The organism is Bordetella petrii (genome assembly GCF_000067205.1).
GTDB classification, from domain to species: domain Bacteria; phylum Pseudomonadota; class Gammaproteobacteria; order Burkholderiales; family Burkholderiaceae_B; genus Bordetella_A; species Bordetella_A petrii.
The window spans coordinates 2,520,561-2,538,288 of record NC_010170.1; the positions used below are offsets into that span (position 1 = coordinate 2,520,561).

17 protein-coding genes are annotated in these 17,728 nt (G+C 66.0%); 7 read left to right on the forward strand and 10 right to left on the reverse strand.

Going from position 1 to position 17,728, the window contains the following annotated elements; all coding sequences use genetic code 11:
* Window positions 1-18 precede the first annotated feature (18 nt).
* Window positions 19-495: a DUF411 domain-containing protein gene (locus BPET_RS12175; RefSeq protein ID WP_012249317.1), complete on the forward strand. Its 477-nt coding sequence runs from the start codon at window positions 19-21 to the stop codon at window positions 493-495.
* Window positions 496-523: 28 nt separating this feature from the next.
* On the opposite strand, the gene BPET_RS12180 is transcribed toward BPET_RS12175, so the two are convergent.
* From BPET_RS12180 to BPET_RS12205, 6 genes are all read right to left on the reverse strand, one after another.
* Window positions 524-1,912 carry a M20 family metallopeptidase gene (locus BPET_RS12180; RefSeq protein WP_012249318.1) on the reverse strand — a complete coding sequence of 463 codons (1,389 nt, stop codon included), beginning with the start codon at window positions 1,910-1,912 and terminating at the stop codon, window positions 524-526.
* Window positions 1,909-2,880, reverse strand: coding sequence for an ABC transporter ATP-binding protein (locus tag BPET_RS12185; protein WP_041863892.1), 972 nt, complete (start codon window positions 2,878-2,880; stop codon window positions 1,909-1,911). Before BPET_RS12185 ends, BPET_RS12180 begins: the two co-directional genes overlap by 4 nt.
* Entirely contained in the window at window positions 2,880-3,863 is a 984-nt protein-coding gene (locus BPET_RS12190) for an ABC transporter ATP-binding protein (RefSeq protein ID WP_012249320.1), read from the reverse strand. The genes BPET_RS12185 and BPET_RS12190 overlap by 1 nt, the downstream gene beginning before the upstream one ends.
* A gap of 67 nt (window positions 3,864-3,930) precedes the next feature.
* The gene (locus tag BPET_RS12195) at window positions 3,931-4,845 is read right to left on the reverse strand and encodes an ABC transporter permease (protein WP_012249321.1); all 915 of its coding nucleotides are present in this window, start codon (window positions 4,843-4,845) and stop codon (window positions 3,931-3,933) included.
* 3 nt (window positions 4,846-4,848) lie between these two features.
* Window positions 4,849-5,766 (reverse strand): ABC transporter permease, encoded by a 918-nt coding sequence (locus BPET_RS12200; protein ID WP_012249322.1) that lies wholly within the window; start codon window positions 5,764-5,766, stop codon window positions 4,849-4,851.
* A gap of 34 nt (window positions 5,767-5,800) precedes the next feature.
* On the reverse strand, window positions 5,801-7,348 hold the full coding sequence (locus tag BPET_RS12205; protein WP_012249323.1) for an ABC transporter substrate-binding protein: 1,548 nt from the start codon (window positions 7,346-7,348) through the stop codon (window positions 5,801-5,803).
* 409 nt (window positions 7,349-7,757) lie between these two features.
* On the opposite strand from BPET_RS12205, the gene BPET_RS12210 reads away from it, so the two are divergent.
* Window positions 7,758-8,807, forward strand: coding sequence for a serine hydrolase domain-containing protein (locus BPET_RS12210; RefSeq protein ID WP_041862872.1), 1,050 nt, complete (start codon window positions 7,758-7,760; stop codon window positions 8,805-8,807).
* Here BPET_RS12210 and BPET_RS12215 read toward each other — a convergent pair.
* Window positions 8,804-9,535: a phosphatase PAP2 family protein gene (locus BPET_RS12215; protein ID WP_041863894.1), complete on the reverse strand. Its 732-nt coding sequence runs from the start codon at window positions 9,533-9,535 to the stop codon at window positions 8,804-8,806. The two genes, BPET_RS12210 and BPET_RS12215, sit on opposite strands and share 4 nt — an antisense overlap.
* Before the next feature lie 193 nt (window positions 9,536-9,728).
* Between BPET_RS12215 and BPET_RS12220 the strand changes: the two genes are divergently transcribed.
* From BPET_RS12220 to BPET_RS12240, 5 genes are all read left to right on the forward strand, one after another.
* Window positions 9,729-10,166 (forward strand): universal stress protein, encoded by a 438-nt coding sequence (locus tag BPET_RS12220; RefSeq protein WP_041863896.1) that lies wholly within the window; start codon window positions 9,729-9,731, stop codon window positions 10,164-10,166.
* Window positions 10,167-10,328: 162 nt separating this feature from the next.
* Window positions 10,329-11,117 carry an amino acid ABC transporter substrate-binding protein gene (locus BPET_RS12225; RefSeq protein ID WP_012249327.1) on the forward strand — a complete coding sequence of 263 codons (789 nt, stop codon included), beginning with the start codon at window positions 10,329-10,331 and terminating at the stop codon, window positions 11,115-11,117.
* Window positions 11,118-11,146: 29 nt separating this feature from the next.
* Window positions 11,147-11,800: an amino acid ABC transporter permease gene (locus BPET_RS12230; RefSeq protein WP_012249328.1), complete on the forward strand. Its 654-nt coding sequence runs from the start codon at window positions 11,147-11,149 to the stop codon at window positions 11,798-11,800.
* Between the two features lie 31 nt (window positions 11,801-11,831).
* Entirely contained in the window at window positions 11,832-12,584 is a 753-nt protein-coding gene (locus tag BPET_RS12235) for an amino acid ABC transporter ATP-binding protein (RefSeq protein WP_012249329.1), read from the forward strand.
* A 144-nt stretch (window positions 12,585-12,728) separates the two neighbouring features.
* Window positions 12,729-15,185, forward strand: coding sequence for a penicillin acylase family protein (locus tag BPET_RS12240; protein WP_012249330.1), 2,457 nt, complete (start codon window positions 12,729-12,731; stop codon window positions 15,183-15,185).
* A 34-nt stretch (window positions 15,186-15,219) separates the two neighbouring features.
* On the opposite strand, the gene nhaA is transcribed toward BPET_RS12240, so the two are convergent.
* The 3 genes from nhaA to BPET_RS12255 all read right to left on the reverse strand — a co-directional run bounded on the left by nhaA (window position 15,220) and on the right by BPET_RS12255 (window position 17,607).
* A complete protein-coding gene (nhaA, locus tag BPET_RS12245; RefSeq protein ID WP_012249331.1) occupies window positions 15,220-16,626 on the reverse strand; it encodes a Na+/H+ antiporter NhaA in 1,407 nt (468 codons plus the stop codon).
* A 104-nt stretch (window positions 16,627-16,730) separates the two neighbouring features.
* Window positions 16,731-17,381: a LysE family translocator gene (locus BPET_RS12250; RefSeq protein WP_012249332.1), complete on the reverse strand. Its 651-nt coding sequence runs from the start codon at window positions 17,379-17,381 to the stop codon at window positions 16,731-16,733.
* Between the two features lie 34 nt (window positions 17,382-17,415).
* The gene (locus BPET_RS12255; protein ID WP_012249333.1) at window positions 17,416-17,607 is read right to left on the reverse strand and encodes a YqaE/Pmp3 family membrane protein; all 192 of its coding nucleotides are present in this window, start codon (window positions 17,605-17,607) and stop codon (window positions 17,416-17,418) included.
* Window positions 17,608-17,728 lie beyond the last annotated feature (121 nt).

The window sequence follows — 17,728 nt, forward strand, 5'->3', positions numbered from 1 at the left end:
ATTCCCCGATACGCCGCCATGCCATCGACCCCGCTTTCGTTTCTTCCGGCGCGCCGCCGCCTGCTCCTGGGCCTGGCGCTGGCGCCGGCCGCGGCATGGGCCGCGCCATCGGCGCCCCTGGTCCAAGTATGGAAATCGCCCACCTGTGGCTGCTGCACCGACTGGATCTCCCACCTGCGCGATCACGGTTTCCGGGTCGAGGTGCAAGAAGTGCCCAGCACCGCCGAAGTGCGCAATCGGCTGGGCATACCGGCTGAGTACGGTTCTTGCCATACCGGGCTGGTTGATGGCTATGCCCTTGAAGGCCACGTGCCCGCCTCCGACATCCAGCGCATGCTGCGCGAACGGCCGGCCGCCATCGGGCTGGCCGTACCCGGCATGCCGCTGGGCTCGCCCGGCATGGACGGCCCCGAATACCAGGGCCGCAAGCACCCCTACGAAGTACTGCTGGTCAGGCGCTGGGGCCTCACGCGGGTCTACCAGGCGTATCTGTAGCGGCCGCGTCCGGCTGGTTCCGGGGCCATCAGCGCGGCGGCGTATCGCCCGCGCCCAGGTCCCAATACAGCCCGGTCATCAGGGTCAGGCCTTCGCGCAGCAGTTCCGGCGGCAGGTGTTCGTTAGGCGCATGCTGCGAGCAGCCCGGATACGAGTGCGGCACCCATATGGTGCGCAGGCCCAGCACTTCCGTAAAGATATCGTTCGGCAGCGAACCGCCCAGGTTGGGCAGAATCGCCGCCTTCTTGCCGCTGGTGCGTTCCAGCGACTCCACCGCCCAGCGCACCCATGGATCATCGGGGTCGATGCGGGTGGCGCGGAACATGGTTTCGCGCGTGGTCTGCACCTTCACCATGGGGAAGCCCTGGCGGTCCAGATGCCGGCGCAGGGCGGGCAGCAGGTCGTCGGGGTCCACGCCCACCACGAAGCGCAGTTGGCAGCGCGCCCAGGCGCGCGGCGGGATCGCGTTGACCGGCGTTTCGGGGTTGCCGGTCTTGTAGGCCAGCACTTCGAACGAGCACCAGCCGAAAACCCGCTCGGCGGGCGACAGGCCAGGCTCGCCCCAATCGGGCTCGATGACCGGCCCGTCGGCGCCGCCATCCACCTGGCAGTCGGCCAGGGCGCGGCGCACGCTGGCCGGTAGTTCAGCCGGCACCCATTCGGGCACGCGGATCTGGCCGGTGGGCGACACCAGGGTGGCAATGGCATGCGCCAGCTGGATGCCGGGGTTCGAGATCAGTCCGCCCCAGTTGCCTGAATGGTGGCCGCCAGCGCGCGCCTCGATGCTCAGGTCGAAATTCAGGCTGCCGCGCGCGCCCAGGAATACCGTGGGGCGCTGCGGACTCAGGCGGGGCCCGTCAGAGGCGATCAGCAGGTCGGCCGAAAAGCGGTCTTTGTGCTGCGCGCACAATTCGCGCAGGCCCATCGACCCGGTTTCCTCGCCCATCTCGATCAGGTATTTCACGTTGAAGCCCAGCTTGCCGCGTGTTTCCAGCACCAGGCGCAGCGCCTCCATGTTGACGCTGTGCTGCCCCTTGTTGTCGGCGATGCCGCGCCCGTACCAGCGGCCGTCCTGCTCGGTCAGTTTCCAGGGCGACAACCCGGGATGCCATTCGGGCTCCAGGCCGCGGATGACGTCGCCGTGGCCGTAGCCGAACACCGTGGGCAGGGCGGGATCTTCGATGCGCTCGGCATACAGGAACGGGGCGCGGGCTTTATCGTGCGTGAGCGTGCAGCATTCGAAGCCCATGGCTTCAAATGCCGGCCGCATTTCCGATTCCAGGTAGGCTGCCAGCTCGCCGGCTCGGTCGGGGTTCTGGCTTTCGGTGGGCACGGCCAGCCGGCGTGCCAGCAGTGCGCGAAAGGCGCCGGAGTCAAAACACTGTTCGGCATTGGCGATGGCGGCGGCGCGGCTCATGGCTGTACTGATCCTTGGAAAGACGGCGGATAAAGGTGGCAGGCGACCAGCGCCTGTTCCTGAGGCAGCAGGGCGGGGCGGTCTTGCCGGCACTGCGGCATGGCGTGCCTGCAGCGCGGGTGGAACGGGCAGCCCGACGGCGGGTTGATCGGGTCGGGAAACGACAGGCCCAGCCCGGTGTCGGGGATGCCCAACCCCGGTTCGGGCGTGAGCACCGAAGCCAGCAAGGCCTGAGTATAAGGATGGCGCGGCTGGCGGAACAACTCGGCGGCGGGCGCCGATTCGACCACGCGGCCCAGGTACATCACGGCGACGCGGGTGGCGATATGCTCCACCACGGCCAGGTTATGGCTGATGAATACGTAAGTCAGGTTGAATTCCTGGCGCAGCGACATCAACAGGTTCATGATCTGCGCCTGCACCGAGACGTCCAGCGCCGAGGTGGGCTCGTCGCAGATAACGATCTCGGGGTTCATCACCAGGGCCCGCGCAATGGCCACGCGCTGCCGTTGGCCGCCTGACAGCTGGCCGGGCGTGTTGCCGGCCAGGCGCGCCGGCAAGCCCACCCGCTCGAGCATTTCAATGGCCTTGTGCCGGCGCGGATTGGGAATGCCATGCACTTCCAGCGGCAGCGACACGATCGAGGCGATATCGCGGCGCGGATTCAGCGAAGAATAGGGGTCCTGGAACACCGGCTGCACGCGGCGCGCCAGGCTGCGGCGCGACATGCCGCGTATGTCTTCGCCGTCGATGCTGATGGCGCCGCCGGTGGTGGGGATCAACCCCAACAGCAGGCGGGCCAGGGTGGATTTGCCGCAACCCGACTCTCCCACCACGCCCAGCACGCCGCCGCGTTCGACGCCCAGGTCCACGCCGTTGACGGCGTGCAGGGTGCGGCGCGGCTGGAACATGCCGGTTTTGACGGTGAAACTGCGGCTGACGTCGCGAGCCTGGATCAGCGCGTCCATCAGGCGGCCTCCCGTATGCAGCGCCATTGGCGGCCGGGCGGCGCCTGGCGCACCGGAATATCTTGCCGGCACGCCGCCTGCGCGTGGCGACAGCGGTCGTGGAAGGCGCAGCCGCGCAACTCGCCGGTCAGCGCCGGCACGACGCCCGGAATGGTGCCCAGGGGCGTGCCCGCGGGCGTGCGGCCTGGCACCGGGATACAGGCCAGCAGGCCTTCGGTGTACGGATGCCGCGGCGCGGCGAACATCTCTGCCACCGGGCCCTGCTCGACGATCTGCCCGGCATACATCACCGCCACCTGGCGGGCAATGCGCGCCACCACGCCCAGATCGTGGGTGATGAGCACCATGGCGATGCCCAGCTCGCTCTGCAGGTCGGCCAGCAGGCGCAGTATCTGCGCCTGTATGGTCACATCCAGGGCGGTGCTGGGTTCGTCGGCGATCAGCAGCTCGGGGCCGCACATCAGCGCCATGGCGATCATCACGCGCTGGCGCAGGCCTCCGGAAAGCTGGTGTGGGTACTGGCCCAGGCGCTGCGCCGCCGAGGCAATTCCGACTTTCTCCAGCAGTTCCACCGCGCGGTCGCGTGCCTGTGCGGCCGTGGCGTGACGATGGTGGCGGTAGTGCTCGGCCAGTTGCTCGCCGATGTTGTAGGCCGGATTCAACGCAGTCATGGGCTCCTGGAAGATCATGGCCATCTTGTTGCCGCGCAGCGCATTGACCCGCCGCCGGCCGGCCCGCGACAGGTCTTCGCCCAGCACCTCCAGGCGCGTGGTGCTGCGCCGCGCGGCACGCGGCAGCAGGCCCATGACGGCCAACGAGGTCATCGACTTGCCGCAGCCCGACTCGCCCACCAGGCAAAGCGTTTCGCCGCGCCGCACCTCGAACGATACGCCGCGCACCGCGTGCACGGGGCCGCGCGGCGTATCGATGTCGACGCGCAGGTCCTGCACGTTCAGCACGATCTCGGAATCGGCGGCGCTCATTCCTGCACGTCCCGCCTGTGATGCGCTTGCCTGCTCATGCGCGGCTCCCTGTTGGTTTGCACAAGTCCTAGGCCCTGTCCTCGGGCGTCAACCACTGGTGCAGGCCGTCGCCGGCCAGGTTGATGGCGAAGATCAGCAGCGCCAGCGCGCTGCCGGGTATGGCGATCAGCCAGAACGAAAAGAACATGTAGGCCTTGGCTTCCGAAATCATCAATCCCCATGACGGCAGGGGCGGCTGTACGCCCAGCCCCAGGAACGACAGCGCGGCCTCCAGCAGGATGGCGCTGGCCGCCTCGAGCGTGGCGATGACGATCAGGTGCGGCACGACGTTGGGCAGCACTTCGCCGCGCACGATGCGCCAGGTGGAGGCGCCGGCCGCCTGCGCGGCCGAGACGTATTCCAGCGAACGCACCTGCTGCGTGGCGCTGCGCATCACGACGGCGAAGCGGTCCCATTTCAGCAGGCCCAGCACCATGATCACGACCCACAGCGAGCCGCCCACGATGGCGACGGTGGCCAGGGCCACCAGAATGACCGGCATCGACAGCCGGGTGGTGACCAGGAACGACACCACCATGTCGACGCGCCCGCCGAAATAGCCAGCCGCCATGCCCAGCGTGGTGCCGATCAGGCCGGAGATCAGCGCCACGCTGGCGCCGATCAGCAGGGAAATGCGCGCGCCGTAGAACAGGCGCGACAGGTAGTCGCGGCCCAGTTGATCGGTGCCCAGCGGATGCAGCCAGCTGCCCTTGTCGTACCAGACCGGCGGGGCCGTGCGGTGGGCCAGGTCCTGGAAGTACGGGTCGTGCGGCGCCAGCCAGGGGGCCAGCAGCGCCACCAGGACAATCAGCAGCAGAATGGCGCCGCCCACCAACAGCGCCTTGTTGTGGCGCAGCCGGCGCCATGTCAGGCGGGCCGGCGCGGCAGGGGCGGGGACCGGGGCGGGCGATTCGGCCAGCACGGGAGGCATCGGCGCGGCCATAGTTCAGGACACCCGGATCCGAGGGTCGAGCCAGGCATTGGCCACATCGGCCGCCAGGGTCAGCAGCACGTATAGCACCGAGAGCAGCAACACGATCAGCTGCATGACGGGATAATCCTTGAAGGTGATGCTCTGGTAGGCCAGATAGCCCAGCCCGTCCAGCGCGAAGATAGTCTCGATGACCACCGAGCCGCCCAGCAAATAGCCCAGCTGCACCGCCGCCAGCGCCACTACCGGCACGATGGCGTTGCGAAGCGCGTGCTTGAAGATGACTTTGCCGGCCGGCAGCCCCTTGGCGCGGGCGGTGCGGATGTAGTCGGCGCCCAGCACCTCGATCATGCCGGCGCGGATCAGGCGCATGAACGCGGGCGCCACGTAATAGCCCAGCGCGATGGCCGGCATCACGAAATGCTGCCAGGTGCCGCTGCCCGAAACGGGCAGCACGCGCCAGGTGATCGAGAACAACATGATCAACAGCAGCGCGAAGAAGAAATTGGGCAGCGCCTGGCCCAGCACGGCAACCGCCAGGCACAGGCGGTCGGCCAAGCTGTCCTTGTACAGCGCCGCCAGCACGCCCAGCGGTATGGAGATCAGCAGCGCCACGCCCAGCGCCGCCAGGCCCAGCATCAGGGTGGTCTGCAGCTTCGAGAAGATCAGCGGCCCGGCATCGGTCTTGAAGTACACCGAAGTGCCGAAGTGGCCATTCAGAATGTTCCACAGCCAGTCGGCGTATTGCACGATGACCGGGCGGTCCAGCCCGTACGCCTTGCGGATCATGTCGATGTCGGCCTGGCGCGCGCCTTCGCCGGCCAGCGCCACGGCCGGGTCGCCCGACAAGTGCAGCAGCAGGAAGGCCAGGACCGAGACCGTCAGCGCCACCAGCACCGCCAATCCCAGCCGCCGGATCATGAATGCAAGCATTACCGCCCTCCGTGTTGCTGCCGCAGTGTCCGGCTTATTTCCAGCTCATGTCCCAGAAGCGCACCAGTTCATCGGGATAGGGTGTGAAATCGACGTCCTTGCTGGCCACGTAATACACCGGCAGCGACCACAGGGGCGCGGCGTAGGCGTGCTCGGCGATCATCGTCAGAGCCTGCTTGTAGGCAGCGTCGCGCGCCGCGCTGTCGATCGTGTGGTCGCCCTTGTCGAGCAGTTCGCGCACTTTCGGATCGTGCGTGATGTCGTCCTTGCCGAACGAAAAATACACCGGGGTCGAGGCCGACACGTCGTTGACCAGGTTCGATCCCCAGGTCTGGTGCGTCAGCGACGCCTTGCCCCCGCGGATCATGTCGCGCATGGCCGCGTATTGCAGGAAATTCAGCTTGGCGCGTATGCCCACGGCCTGCAGGTAGTTGATGATGGCCTCGGTCTGGTTGCGCTCGCGGTAGGCCACGATGTCGATGTCGAAGCCATCGGGGTAGCCGGCCTCGGCCAGCAGTTTCTTCGACAGCGCGGGATCGTACTTGTACACCGGCGCGCCTTCGTCGGTGCACCCCACCTGCGACGGCGTGCAGATGGTGTTGAGCACTTCCGCGCCTTCTCCCACGATGTTCTTGATGATGGCTTCGCGGTCGATGGCGTGCAGGATGGCCTTGCGCACCCGCTCGTCCTTCAGTTGCGGCGCCGGCGTGTTGTCCAGGATGTTCATCTGCATGAACACGATGCGCATCGTGTTGCCGCTCTTGACCTGCAGCTGGGGCAGCGTCTTCAACTGCTCGGCCTGGTCCTTGGGCACGTGCATGATGAAATCTTCGCCGCCCGAAATGACCTCGGCCATCTGAGTCTGGCGATCAGGGATGAAGCGGATCACGACCTTGCCGATCTTGGGCTGCGCCTTGGGCGAGTCCTTGAAATAGTCTTTATTGGCTTGCAGTGTGATGGATTTGCCCGGCACGTACTCGGTCACCTTGTATGGGCCGGTGCCCACCGGCTTGGCGTTCATGCCCTGCGGGCCGACCTCGGCGTAGTACTTGGCCGGATGAATGGCCACGGTAGTCGACAGGTACTCTTTGGCGGCCGGGAAGGGCTCTTTGGTGGTCAGGCGCACCTTGTACTTGCCCAGCTTCTCGACCTTGTCGATCCACCGCACGTTCTGTTGCGTGGTGGCCTTGTTCTTCGGGTCGGCAACGAAATTCAGGGTGTACACCACCGAGTCGGCGTCGAATTCCTCGCCGTTGTGAAACTTGACGCCTTCGCGCAGTTCGAATTCCAGCGTCTTGTCGTCGACCTGTTTCCAGCTCTTGGCCAGTTGGCCTTTGTATTCGTTGGTCAGCGGATCTCGGTACAGCAGTGTGTCCCAAACATTGGCGGCGATGATCACGCCAATGCGCACGTTATTGAAATACGGGTCTACGCTTTCGGGGGCCTGGTCGTAGGCCATGCGCAGGGTGTCATCCTGCTTGCCGGCCCAGGCCGGCTGCGCGGCTAGCGCGCCGGCCAGCAATAGGGCGGCGGGAAGCCGAAAAGACAACGATGCAACGAAACTGACGCGACATTCAGCCATGATTGGCTCCTGTAGACCGTATCGGTTAAGCGGAATACTGCGGTGTTGCGTGGATCGTTTCTCGGCCCGCGGGCCGGTGCCAGTGCGCGGCCATCTACGGCCGCACGCGCCTGCGCGGCAGCGGTTTCGCGACCGGAGTCACCTAATATCAGTGGGAGGCTGCTGCGCATTGGTATACCAAATTATTCTGGCGTTTCAGCCACTATAAAGCAGCCAGTAAATTCGCCAGCATGGGGGAATACCCTGAAATTTCAATACAAAACAATGAAATAGGGGTTAATCGCGAGAGCCGGGTCATGATGCGGATTGCCCGCCCAAGATGCGTTGCGTATCATGGTTGCACGGATTTCATTGTTGTATACCAATTTTTTGGCCCCAGGCCGCCGGTTTTTACTTCAACGGACAACACATGCAAGAAGCACTGATGCAGCAGGCGATCCAGTTCGCCCAAGAACACGAAACCGCCTGGGACCGCGAGGTTGGCGGCGTATGGGGCGTGCACCAGCAGGATCCCCCGCCATGGAACCGTCTGCTGGGCCCGGTGCACGATCGCGGCCCCGTCACGGGCTTGGTGGTGGTGGACGGGCACACGGTGGCGTCGTGGGGCGAGCCGCAGCGCGCCGACCTGACCTTCAGCGTGGCCAAGATGTACCTGGCCCTGGTGGCCGGCGTGGCGCATGACCGCGGCCTGCTGCCCGACGTCGACGAGCCGGTGCGCGCGCGCGTGCCCGGTATCGGTTTCGACACCGGTCGCAACGCCAAGATCACCTGGCGTCACCTGCTGCAGCAGACCAGCGAATGGGAAGGTGAACGCTTTGGCGTGCCCGACCAGGTAGACCGCTATCGCGCGGTCACATTCGGCGCGCCGCCTGGAGGCAAGAAAGGCGATGCGCGGCCCTTGCAGGAACCGGGCACCTACTGGGAATACAACGACGTGCGCATCAACCAGCTGTCGTACGCCCTGCTGCACTTGTTCCGCAAACCGCTGCCCGAAATCTTCCGCGAAGCCATCATGCGCCCGCTGGGCGCCAGCGACGACTGGCACTGGGCGTGCTACGACAACGCCTGGGTCGAGATCGACGGCGAGCTCATGCCGTCGGTGCCGGGCGGTTCCCACTGGGGCGGCGGCATGTCCATCAGCAGCGAGGACCAGGCCTTGATCGGCCGCATGCTGCTCGACGAGGGGCGCGCCAACGGCCACCAGATCATTTCTGCGGAATGGGTGCGGGCCATGCGCACGCCCAGCCGGCTGGCGCCGTACTACGGTTACTTGATCTGGCTGAACGAGGGCCGGCGCATTTTCCCCAGCGTCACCGCTTCCAGCTTTTTCGGCATCGGCGCGGGCAGTTCGTTCACCTGGGTCGAACCCGAGCGCCGCATGGTGGTCATTGTGCGCTGGCTCGATTCGGCGCATGCCGATGCACTGTTCGGCAAGATCCTGGCCGCGGTGGATGCCTAGGCGGGCCGGGCGCCCCCGGCCGCCAGGGCGGGGCGCCGGTTTCGCGCCAGCAAGGGGCTGAAAACCAGGCTTGCCACCAGCCACATCAGCGCGGCCGACCACAGGGTCTGGCTCAGGAAGTGCGCGCCCTGAAGGATGCGCACCAGCGAAAACACCAGTCCCGTTGCAATCCCCAGCCCAAGGCCCCACCAGCGCCAACGGCCCGCGTCTAGCGCGCTTGCGGCGAAATACAGCGAAAGCAGCGCATAGCCCGCGCCCGCATGCGCGCTGGGCAGGGCATGGCCGGCCGCGGCGCGGCTGGCCGCCCACCAGTGTGCCGGCCAGGCGGTGTCGCCGCCGAATTCCAGCAAATTGTAGGGACGTGGCATGGTCGTGTGGTGCTTGAGCTGGCTGACCGCCAGCTGTCCCACCAGGCAGGTCAGCACGATCGCCCACAGCGCGCCGCGGGCCGGACGCAATGGCGCGTAGCGATAGCTGGCCAGCGCCCCGGCCAGCGCCAGCAGGGCGACGCCGACGGGCAGGGCCACCAGCAGGCGATGCCCGGCAAATTCCAGCAGCGCGGCATGCCGCAGCGGGAACTGGCCGCCCAGCGGATCGTACAGTGCGCGCGCAATGGCCATGTCCAGGCCGCTGTGTTGCGCCAGCCAGGCCAGCAGGCCCAGCAGCAGCGTGCCGGCCACGACGTGGCCGAGGGTGTAGGCGGCAGGAGCGGACAGGCGAGGGGACATGGATGCAGACAGCGGAAACCCGGACTGCGGCATGCTAGGACGCGCCGCGTCGAATTTGCGTGGAATCCGCGTCCCCGGGGCCGCGCGGCGAGGCCCCCCGGGCTGCTTGACCTTCATCATTTACCGCTCTGATCAGGGGCACTACCCTGGGTTGAAGGACGGGCCTTCGCCCGCCATTTTCAAGAGCATCGCCATGTACCAACATATTCTTCTTCCCATCGACGGTTCCGAGCTGTCCCAGGTCGGTCTTACGCAGGGGCTGGCGCTGGCCCGCGCGCTGAAGGCCCGCGTCACCATCATGACCGCCCTCGAGCCGGTCCACATTCCGTCGACGGAAGGCGTGCGGCTGCCCGGCGTGCAGCAACAGCTGCAGCGCCAGGCGCGCGAGCGGGCCCAGGGCTGGCTGGATGCCGCCGCCGCCAAGGCCCGCGACGCCGGCGTGGCGTGCACCACCCATATGCAAGACGGCAACCAACCCTATGCCGCCATCGTGGAATGCGCCGAGCAGATCGGCTGCGACCTGATCGCAATGTGCTCGCATGGCCGCAGCGGCATGGCGGCCATGGTGCTGGGCAGCCAGACCCAGAAAGTGCTGGCCAAATCGCAAATTCCCGTGCTGGTTTACCGCTAGGCTGCGCGCGGCAACGCCGCCAGGCGCCGCGCAGGCCGGGCCAGGCCTGCCCGCCACGGGGGGGCCGGGCCCAGGGGGCCGGACTGGATATAATCTCCAGTTCGGCCTTTTTCATGGCCCCGTATCATTCCTTCCTTGCGCGCGCCGGCGCGCCGACTCAATATGAAAAAACTGACCGCTGTCTTCCTGGCCTGCGCCACGTCGTTGCTTGCCGCTTGTGGCCAGGGCGATGATCCCGCGCCGCAGGCCAGCGCCCCCGCCGCCCGGAAAATCGTCGTGGGCCTGGACGACAACTTCCCGCCCATGGGTTTTCGCGATGAAAACAACCAGCTGGTCGGCTTCGACATCGACATGGCGCGCGAAGCCGCGCGCCGCATGGGCATCGAAGTCGAATTCAAGCCCATCGACTGGAGCGCCAAAGAGGCCGAATTGAACGGCAAGCGCGTGGATGCGCTCTGGAACGGCCTCACGATTACCGAAGAGCGCAAAAAGAACATCGCCTTCACGGCGCCCTACATGGCCAACCACCAGATCATTCTGGTGGCCCAGGCCTCGCCGGTGCAGAACAAGGCCGACCTGGCCGGCCGCGTGGTGGGCGCGCAAGATGGCAGCAGCGCCGTCGACGCCATCAAGAAAGACGCGCAGGTGGCCGCCAGCCTGAAAGAGCTGAAGCTGTTCGGCGACAACGTCACCGCCCTGATGGACCTGTCGGCCGGCCGCCTGGATGCAGTGGTGGTCGACGAAGTCGTGGGCCGCTACCTGGCCAGCAAGCGGGCGGGGCAGTACCGCGTGCTGGACGAAAATTTCGGCACCGAAGACTACGGCGTCGGCCTGCGCAAAGACGACGCCGAACTGCTGGCCAAGCTCGACCAGACCCTCGACGCCATGAAAAAGGACGGCAGCGCCGCCCGTATCGCGCAACAATGGTTCGGCGCCGACATCATCAAATAACTGGCCTGGCCGGCTGACGGGATCGTCGCATGGATTACGTCGTCTCCCTGCTGGGGCCGATGGCGCAGGGAGCCAAGACCACCCTGACGCTGTTTTTCGTGACCTTCGCGCTGGCGGTGCCCCTGGGGCTGCTGCTGGCGCTGGCTCGCGTTTCCCATTGGCGGCTGCTCAGCCAGCTGGTCAATGGCTACATCTGGCTGATGCGCGGCACGCCGCTCATGCTGCAGATGCTGTTCATCTATTTCGCGTTGCCGTTCGTGCCGGTGGTGGGGGTGCGGCTGCCCGATTTTCCGGCCGCCATCGTGGCCTTCGCGCTGAACTACGCGGCGTATTTCGCCGAGATATTCCGCGCCGGCATCCTGTCGGTGGACCGGGGCCAGTACGAAGGCAGCAAGGTGCTGGGCATGAGCTACCTGCAGACGATGCGGCGCATCGTGCTGCCGCAGATGGTGCAGCGTGTGCTGCCGCCCATGAGCAACGAGACCATCACGCTGGTCAAAGATACCTCGCTCATCTACGTGCTGGCGCTCAACGACATCCTGCGCACGGCGCGCGGTATCGTGCAGCGCGATTTCACCACCACGCCGTTTCTGGTCGCCGCCGCGTTCTACCTGTTCATGACGCTGCTGCTGACCTGGCTGTTCCAGCACATGGAAAAACGCTATGCCAAGTACGACCAATAGCGCCCCGGCCCAGGCCGATGCCCGTCCCGTGATGATCGCCGCGCGCGAAGTCGGCAAATCGTTCGGGTCGGTGCGCGTGCTCGACCAGGTATCGTTGACCTTGCGCAAGGGCGAGGTGGTGGCCGTGATCGGTCCGTCGGGATCGGGCAAGAGCACTTTCCTGCGCTGCCTGATCCACCTCGAGACCATCGACCAGGGCAGTATCGAGATCGAGGGCGAGGCTCTCGCCACCGCGGCGCCCGGCGGCGCCAGCCGCTATGCGCCCGACGCCGACGTGCGGCGCATCTGCCGCAAGATGGGCATGGTGTTCCAGTCGTTCAATCTGTTTCCGCACATGACGGTGCTGCAGAACGTCATCGAGGCGCCGGTCACCGTGCAGGGCGTGCCGCGCGACGTGGCCATTCCCAAGGCCGAGGCGCTGCTGCGCAAGGTCGGGCTGCTGAACAAGCGCGACAACTACCCGGGACGCCTGTCCGGCGGACAAAAGCAGCGCGTGGCCATCGCGCGCGCGCTGGCAATGGAACCCGACATCATGCTGTTCGACGAGCCCACCTCGGCGCTCGATCCCGAACTGACCGGCGAAGTGCTGCGCACCATGCGGCAGCTTGCCGATGAGCACATGACCATGCTGGTGGTCACCCACGAAATGGGCTTTGCGCGCGAAGCGGCCCACCGCGTCGTCTTCATGGATGAGGGCCGCATCGTCGAAGAGGCGCCGGCCGAGGCCTTTTTCCGCGCGCCGCGGCAACCGCGCGCCCGGGCCTTCCTGGGTCAGATGCTGTAAGCGGCGCGGTGCGCCACATTGTTACGTTCATTGAAAGAATTTATAAATTAAAACAGCATTTCTCCATGATCTGACTACCTTAACAATGTTGCGCCACATGCAAAGATTCAATGGCGCCAGGGTGGGCAGACAGGGAGAGAGGAAATGCGTACTTATCGACGCAGGATCGCCGCGTGGCTGGCATGTGGCGCCTTGGCGCTGCTGGCGGGCTGCGCCGCGCCGGGCGGCAAGAAAGACACGATCGACATGGCGGGGCTTTCGCAGCCCGTGGAAATCCTGCGCGACAAGTATGGCGTGTCGCATATTTACGCCCAGAACCAGCACGACCTGTTTTTTGCCCAGGGTTTCAACGCGGCCCGCGACCGGATGTGGCAGCTGGACTTGTGGCGCCGGCAGGGCGAAGGCAAGATGGCCGAGCAGTTTGGCCCGCGCTTCGTCGAACAAGACCGCGCGGCGCGCCTTTTCCTGTACCGGGGCGATCTCCAGGCCGAGTTCGCCAGCTATCACCCCGAAGGGCAGGCCATTCTTACCGCTTTCGCCCAGGGCATCAACGCCTATGTCGATTGGGTGAAGGCGCATCCCGAGCACATGCCGCCCGAGTTCAAGCTGACAGGCACCGAACCCGGGTACTGGAGTCCGCAGACTTCACTGATCCGCATCTATGGCCTGACGCGCAACGTGGCCAGCGAAGTCAAACTGTCCCAGCAGATTGCCGCGCTGGGACTCAATGCAATACAGGATCTGGGCACCTACGAGCCGCCCATTGCGCTGCAGGTGCCCGCCGGTCTGGATGTGCGGCAAGTCACCAGCGCGGTGCTGGCCGATTACAACCTGGCCCGCAAGGGGCAGAAGTTCGAGGCGGCCGACTTTCCGCGCAGCCCGCTGGCCGCTGCCGGGCGCGCCGAGCTGGCGCGCAGCCTGTCGGCCAACCTGCAGGCGTCGCTGGACCCCGATTTCGACCCGCTGGCGCCGCGCTACGAGAGCAATAACTGGACCATCGCGGGACAGCACACTGCGACGGGGCGACCCATTCTGGCGGGCGACCCGCACCGCGCGATCGCGATGCCGTCGCTGCGTTACATGGTGCACCTGAATGCCCCAGGCTGGAATGTGATCGGCGCGGGCGAGCCAGCGCTGCCAGGCGTGTCGATGGGGCATAACGACCGCATCGCGTTCGGGCTGACCATTTTCTCGTTCGCCGATGAAGAAGACCTGTACGTCTACGATACCAACCCGGCCAACCCCAACCAGTACCGCTACCGCGGCGGTTGGGAGAACATGCGCACGCTGGACGAGACAATACCGGTACGCGGCCAGCCCGCGGCCACGCGGCAACTGAAGTTCACTCGGCATGGGCCCGTCATTCACGAAGATCCGATCCGCCATAAGGCCTACGCGCTGCGCGCGGCGTACCTGGAGTTTCCTGGCACCGCGGCCTACCTGGCGAGCCTGCGCCTGAACCAGGCGCAGAACTGGGAGCAGTTCGTGGCCGGCATGGAAAAGCACTATACGCCCAGCGAGAACATGGTGTATGCCGACGTGGACGGCAACATCGGCTGGTTCGGCGGCAGCATCGCGCCGATCCGCCCGCGCAAAGACTGGTCGGGCATGCTGCCCGTGCCCGGCAACGGCGATTTCGAATGGAACGGGTTTTTGCCCACCAGTTCGCTGCCCAAGTCGCTGAACCCGCCCGAAGGCTATGTGGCGACCGCCAACGAGTACAACCTGCCGTTCGACTATCCGTATAAGGAAATGGCGGCCCGCACCTGGTCGGAGCCGTACCGCGTGCAGCGCATCCGCGAAGTGCTGGCCGGCAAGAACGGGCTCAGCCTGGAGACCTCGCAGCACCTGCAGTTCGACAATTTGTCGATTCCGGCGCGCACGCTGACGGGTTACGTGAAGTCGCTGAACTCGGTGCAACCCGGCGTCGGCGAGGCGCTGCGCCTGCTGCAGGACTGGGATTACCGCACGGAGATCGACTCGCCGGCTGCCACGGTGTATGAGTTCTGGCTGCCCGAAGTGGTCAAGCGGGTATCCGACCTGTATATCCCGCCGCAGGGGCGGGCGGTGTTTGGAGACCTTTCGACCCGCAAGGTGCTGGAAAAACTGGCGACTCCGGATTCGGCCTTCGGTCCCCGGCCCGAGCAGGGGCGCGATGCGCTGCTGCTGGCGGCGCTGGACGACGGCATGCGCAAGCTGACCGCAACCCTGGGCACGGATTCCCGGCAATGGGAATGGGGGCGGCTGCACCACATTCAGTTCGAGCACGCGCTGGCCGGCCTGATGTCGCCGGAAACCGCCAAGGCCTTCGGCACGCCGCGTTATCCGGTCAGCGGCGACAACGACACCGTGCACCGCGCGACCTTCCGCAAGTCGGATTACCGGCAGATCAGCGGCGCCTCGTATCGACAAGTGATAGACGTGGGCGACTGGGACAACTCGCGCATGCAGAACATGCCGGGCCAGTCGGCCGACCCGCGCAGCCCGCATTACCGCGATTTGCTGGAAGGCTGGGCCACAGGCAAGTACATTCCCATGGCGTTCAGCCGCGAGAAGGTCGAAAGCGAGCTGGGCGACAGCCTGGTGCTGCAGCCGCGGTAAGGGCGGTAAGGCCGCAGCGGCCGCTCGCCAGGCGTCAGGAATGCGCGGAGTCTGGCGCCTGGGCTGTGCCCCGGGTGGCGGACGCGCCGCGCAACCGGCGCGCGTATATCGCCCCCCAGGCCAGGCCCAGCATCGCCGTCGCCAGCGAGCCCAGCAGCACGCCCAGCTTGGCCGCGCCCAGCATGTTGGCGTCGCCGGCAAAGGCCAGCATGGCAATGAAAATGGACATCGTGAAGCCCACGCCCGCCAGCAGGCCGATCAGCACGATGCCGCCCCACGTGACGCCCGGCGGCAGCCGGCACCAGCCCAGCCGCACCAGCAGCCAGCTCATTGCTATGACGCCCGCCGGCTTGCCGACGATCAGGGCGCCCGCCACGCCGGCCATTACCCAATGCGAGCCGCCGGCCGCGAGATCGACCCCATCCAGACTGACGCCGGCATTGGCCAGGGCAAACAGCGGCATGATGGCGTAGGCCACCCAGGGGTGCAGGGCGGCCTGCACGCGCACCACGGGCGGCAGGATTTCACGCTGTGCCACGCGCAACTGCCGCAGCGGTAGCGTCGGCGCGCCTGACTCCGCCGCGGGTTGCGCCTGGTACCAGCCAGCCAGTTCGCGGGTCGCCCGCGACATCATTTCCAGCGGCTGTTCACGCATGCGCCGGGGCACCACGGGCGTCATCAGGCCCAGCACCACGCCGGCCAGCGTCGGGTGCGCCCCGGTCATCAGCAGGCCGGTCCAGACTATGGCGCCGGGCAGTACATAGGCGTAGGCCGTGCCGATGCCGATGCGCTGCAGGCCCAGCACTATCGCGATGCCCAATGCGGCCACCGCAAAACCGCTGTAGTCGAGACCGCCCGAATAGAAGAAGGCGATGATCAGCACCGCGATGATGTCGTCGATGATGGCCAGTGCCAGCAGGAAGATGCGTACATTGCCGGGAATGGCGCGGCCCAGCAGGGCCAGCACGCCCACTGCGAAGGCGATGTCGGTCGCGGTGGGCACGGCCCATCCGGCGCTGCGCGGAGCTTGGCCGTTGAAGGCCAGGTAGATGAGCGCCGGCGCCACGACCCCGCCCAGCGCCGCGGCCAGGGGCAGGGCGGCCTGCCTGAAATTGCTGAGCGCGCCTTCATGGATCTCGCGGCGGATCTCCATGCCGACGGCCAGGAAGAACAGGGTCATCAGCGCATCGTTGATCCAGAAGTGCAACGGCTGGGCGAATTCATAACTTCCCAGCCGGAACGACAGGGGAGCGTGCCACAGGGCGTGGTAGCTATGGGCAAAGGCGGAATTGGCCCAGACCAGCGCGATGGCGGCGGCGGCCAGCAGCACGGCGCCGCTGACGGCTTCCACGTGCAGAAAACGTTCCAGGGTGGCGAATGCGCGCTCGGCATACAGTTGCGCGCGCGGCAGGTTCCGGGGAGCGGAGTGGTGTCGGGTCATGACGCAGGTATCCTGCGTGGCGGCCCGACCAGCGCAATGAACCTGTCTTGCCGCAGGTTGCGGCCGACACCCAGCCGCCATTCTACACAGCTTGCGGCGCGCGGCTATTTTTTGTGGTTGCCCGCCAGGGCCGCCGTGACGCCCAGCCCGATCAGCATGGCGCCGCCCACATAGCGCTCGAATTGCAAGTAGCCGCGGCTGCGGCGCAGCCAGCGGCCGGCGGCGCTGGCTGCCAATGCATAGCAGGCGTCGCTGGCCAGGCCCAGCAGCGTGAAGACCAGGCCCAGAAAAACCACTTGCGAGGCCACGTGGCCACGGCCCACGTCGACGAACTGCGGCAGGAAGGCAAGGAAGAACAGCGCCGTCTTGGGGTTGAGCAGGTTGACGATGAACCCGTCGCGGAACAGCCGGCCATAGCGCCGTTGCATGCGTGGCGCGTCGATGGCCGCGGCCGCGGGCCGGGTGCAGATTTTCTTCAGGCCCAGCCAGATCAGGTAAGCGGCCCCGGCGTACTTAACGATGCTGAATGCCAACGCCGACGACGCCAGCAAGGCCGACAATCCCAGCGCGGCAGCGACCACGTGCACCAGCGTGGCCGTGTGGATGCCCAGGTCCGACACCAGGCCAGCCTTGCGGCCTTGCTCGACGGATTGCGTAATGATGTAGAGCACCGCCGGGCCGGGAATGACCAGTAGAACCAGGGCGGCGCCCACGAACAATGCCAGGTTGGCAGTGCTGGGAATGATGAATTCCATGGAACGTGGGTCTCTGTTCGACGCTGTTCCGCGTTCAGCGGGACTGCAGGGCTTCTTTGATTTTCTTGTCGGTGTTGTATTGGCTCAGCGCGTATACCGCCCAGATTGCCGCCGGAATCCAGCCAATGAGCGTAATTTGCAGGATCAGGCAAATGATGCCCGCAATGGGCCGGCCGATGGTGAAAAAGCCCAGCCAGGGCAGCAGCAAAGCTATGAGCAGACGCATGGGTTGCCTTTTACGCAAGATAGTCGGGGCAGTTTACACCGCGCCTATCGGCTTTCGAACGCCGTTCCTGGGTGAACCAGCTTGATTATAATGAAATATTATTCAAATAAAACAAATATAT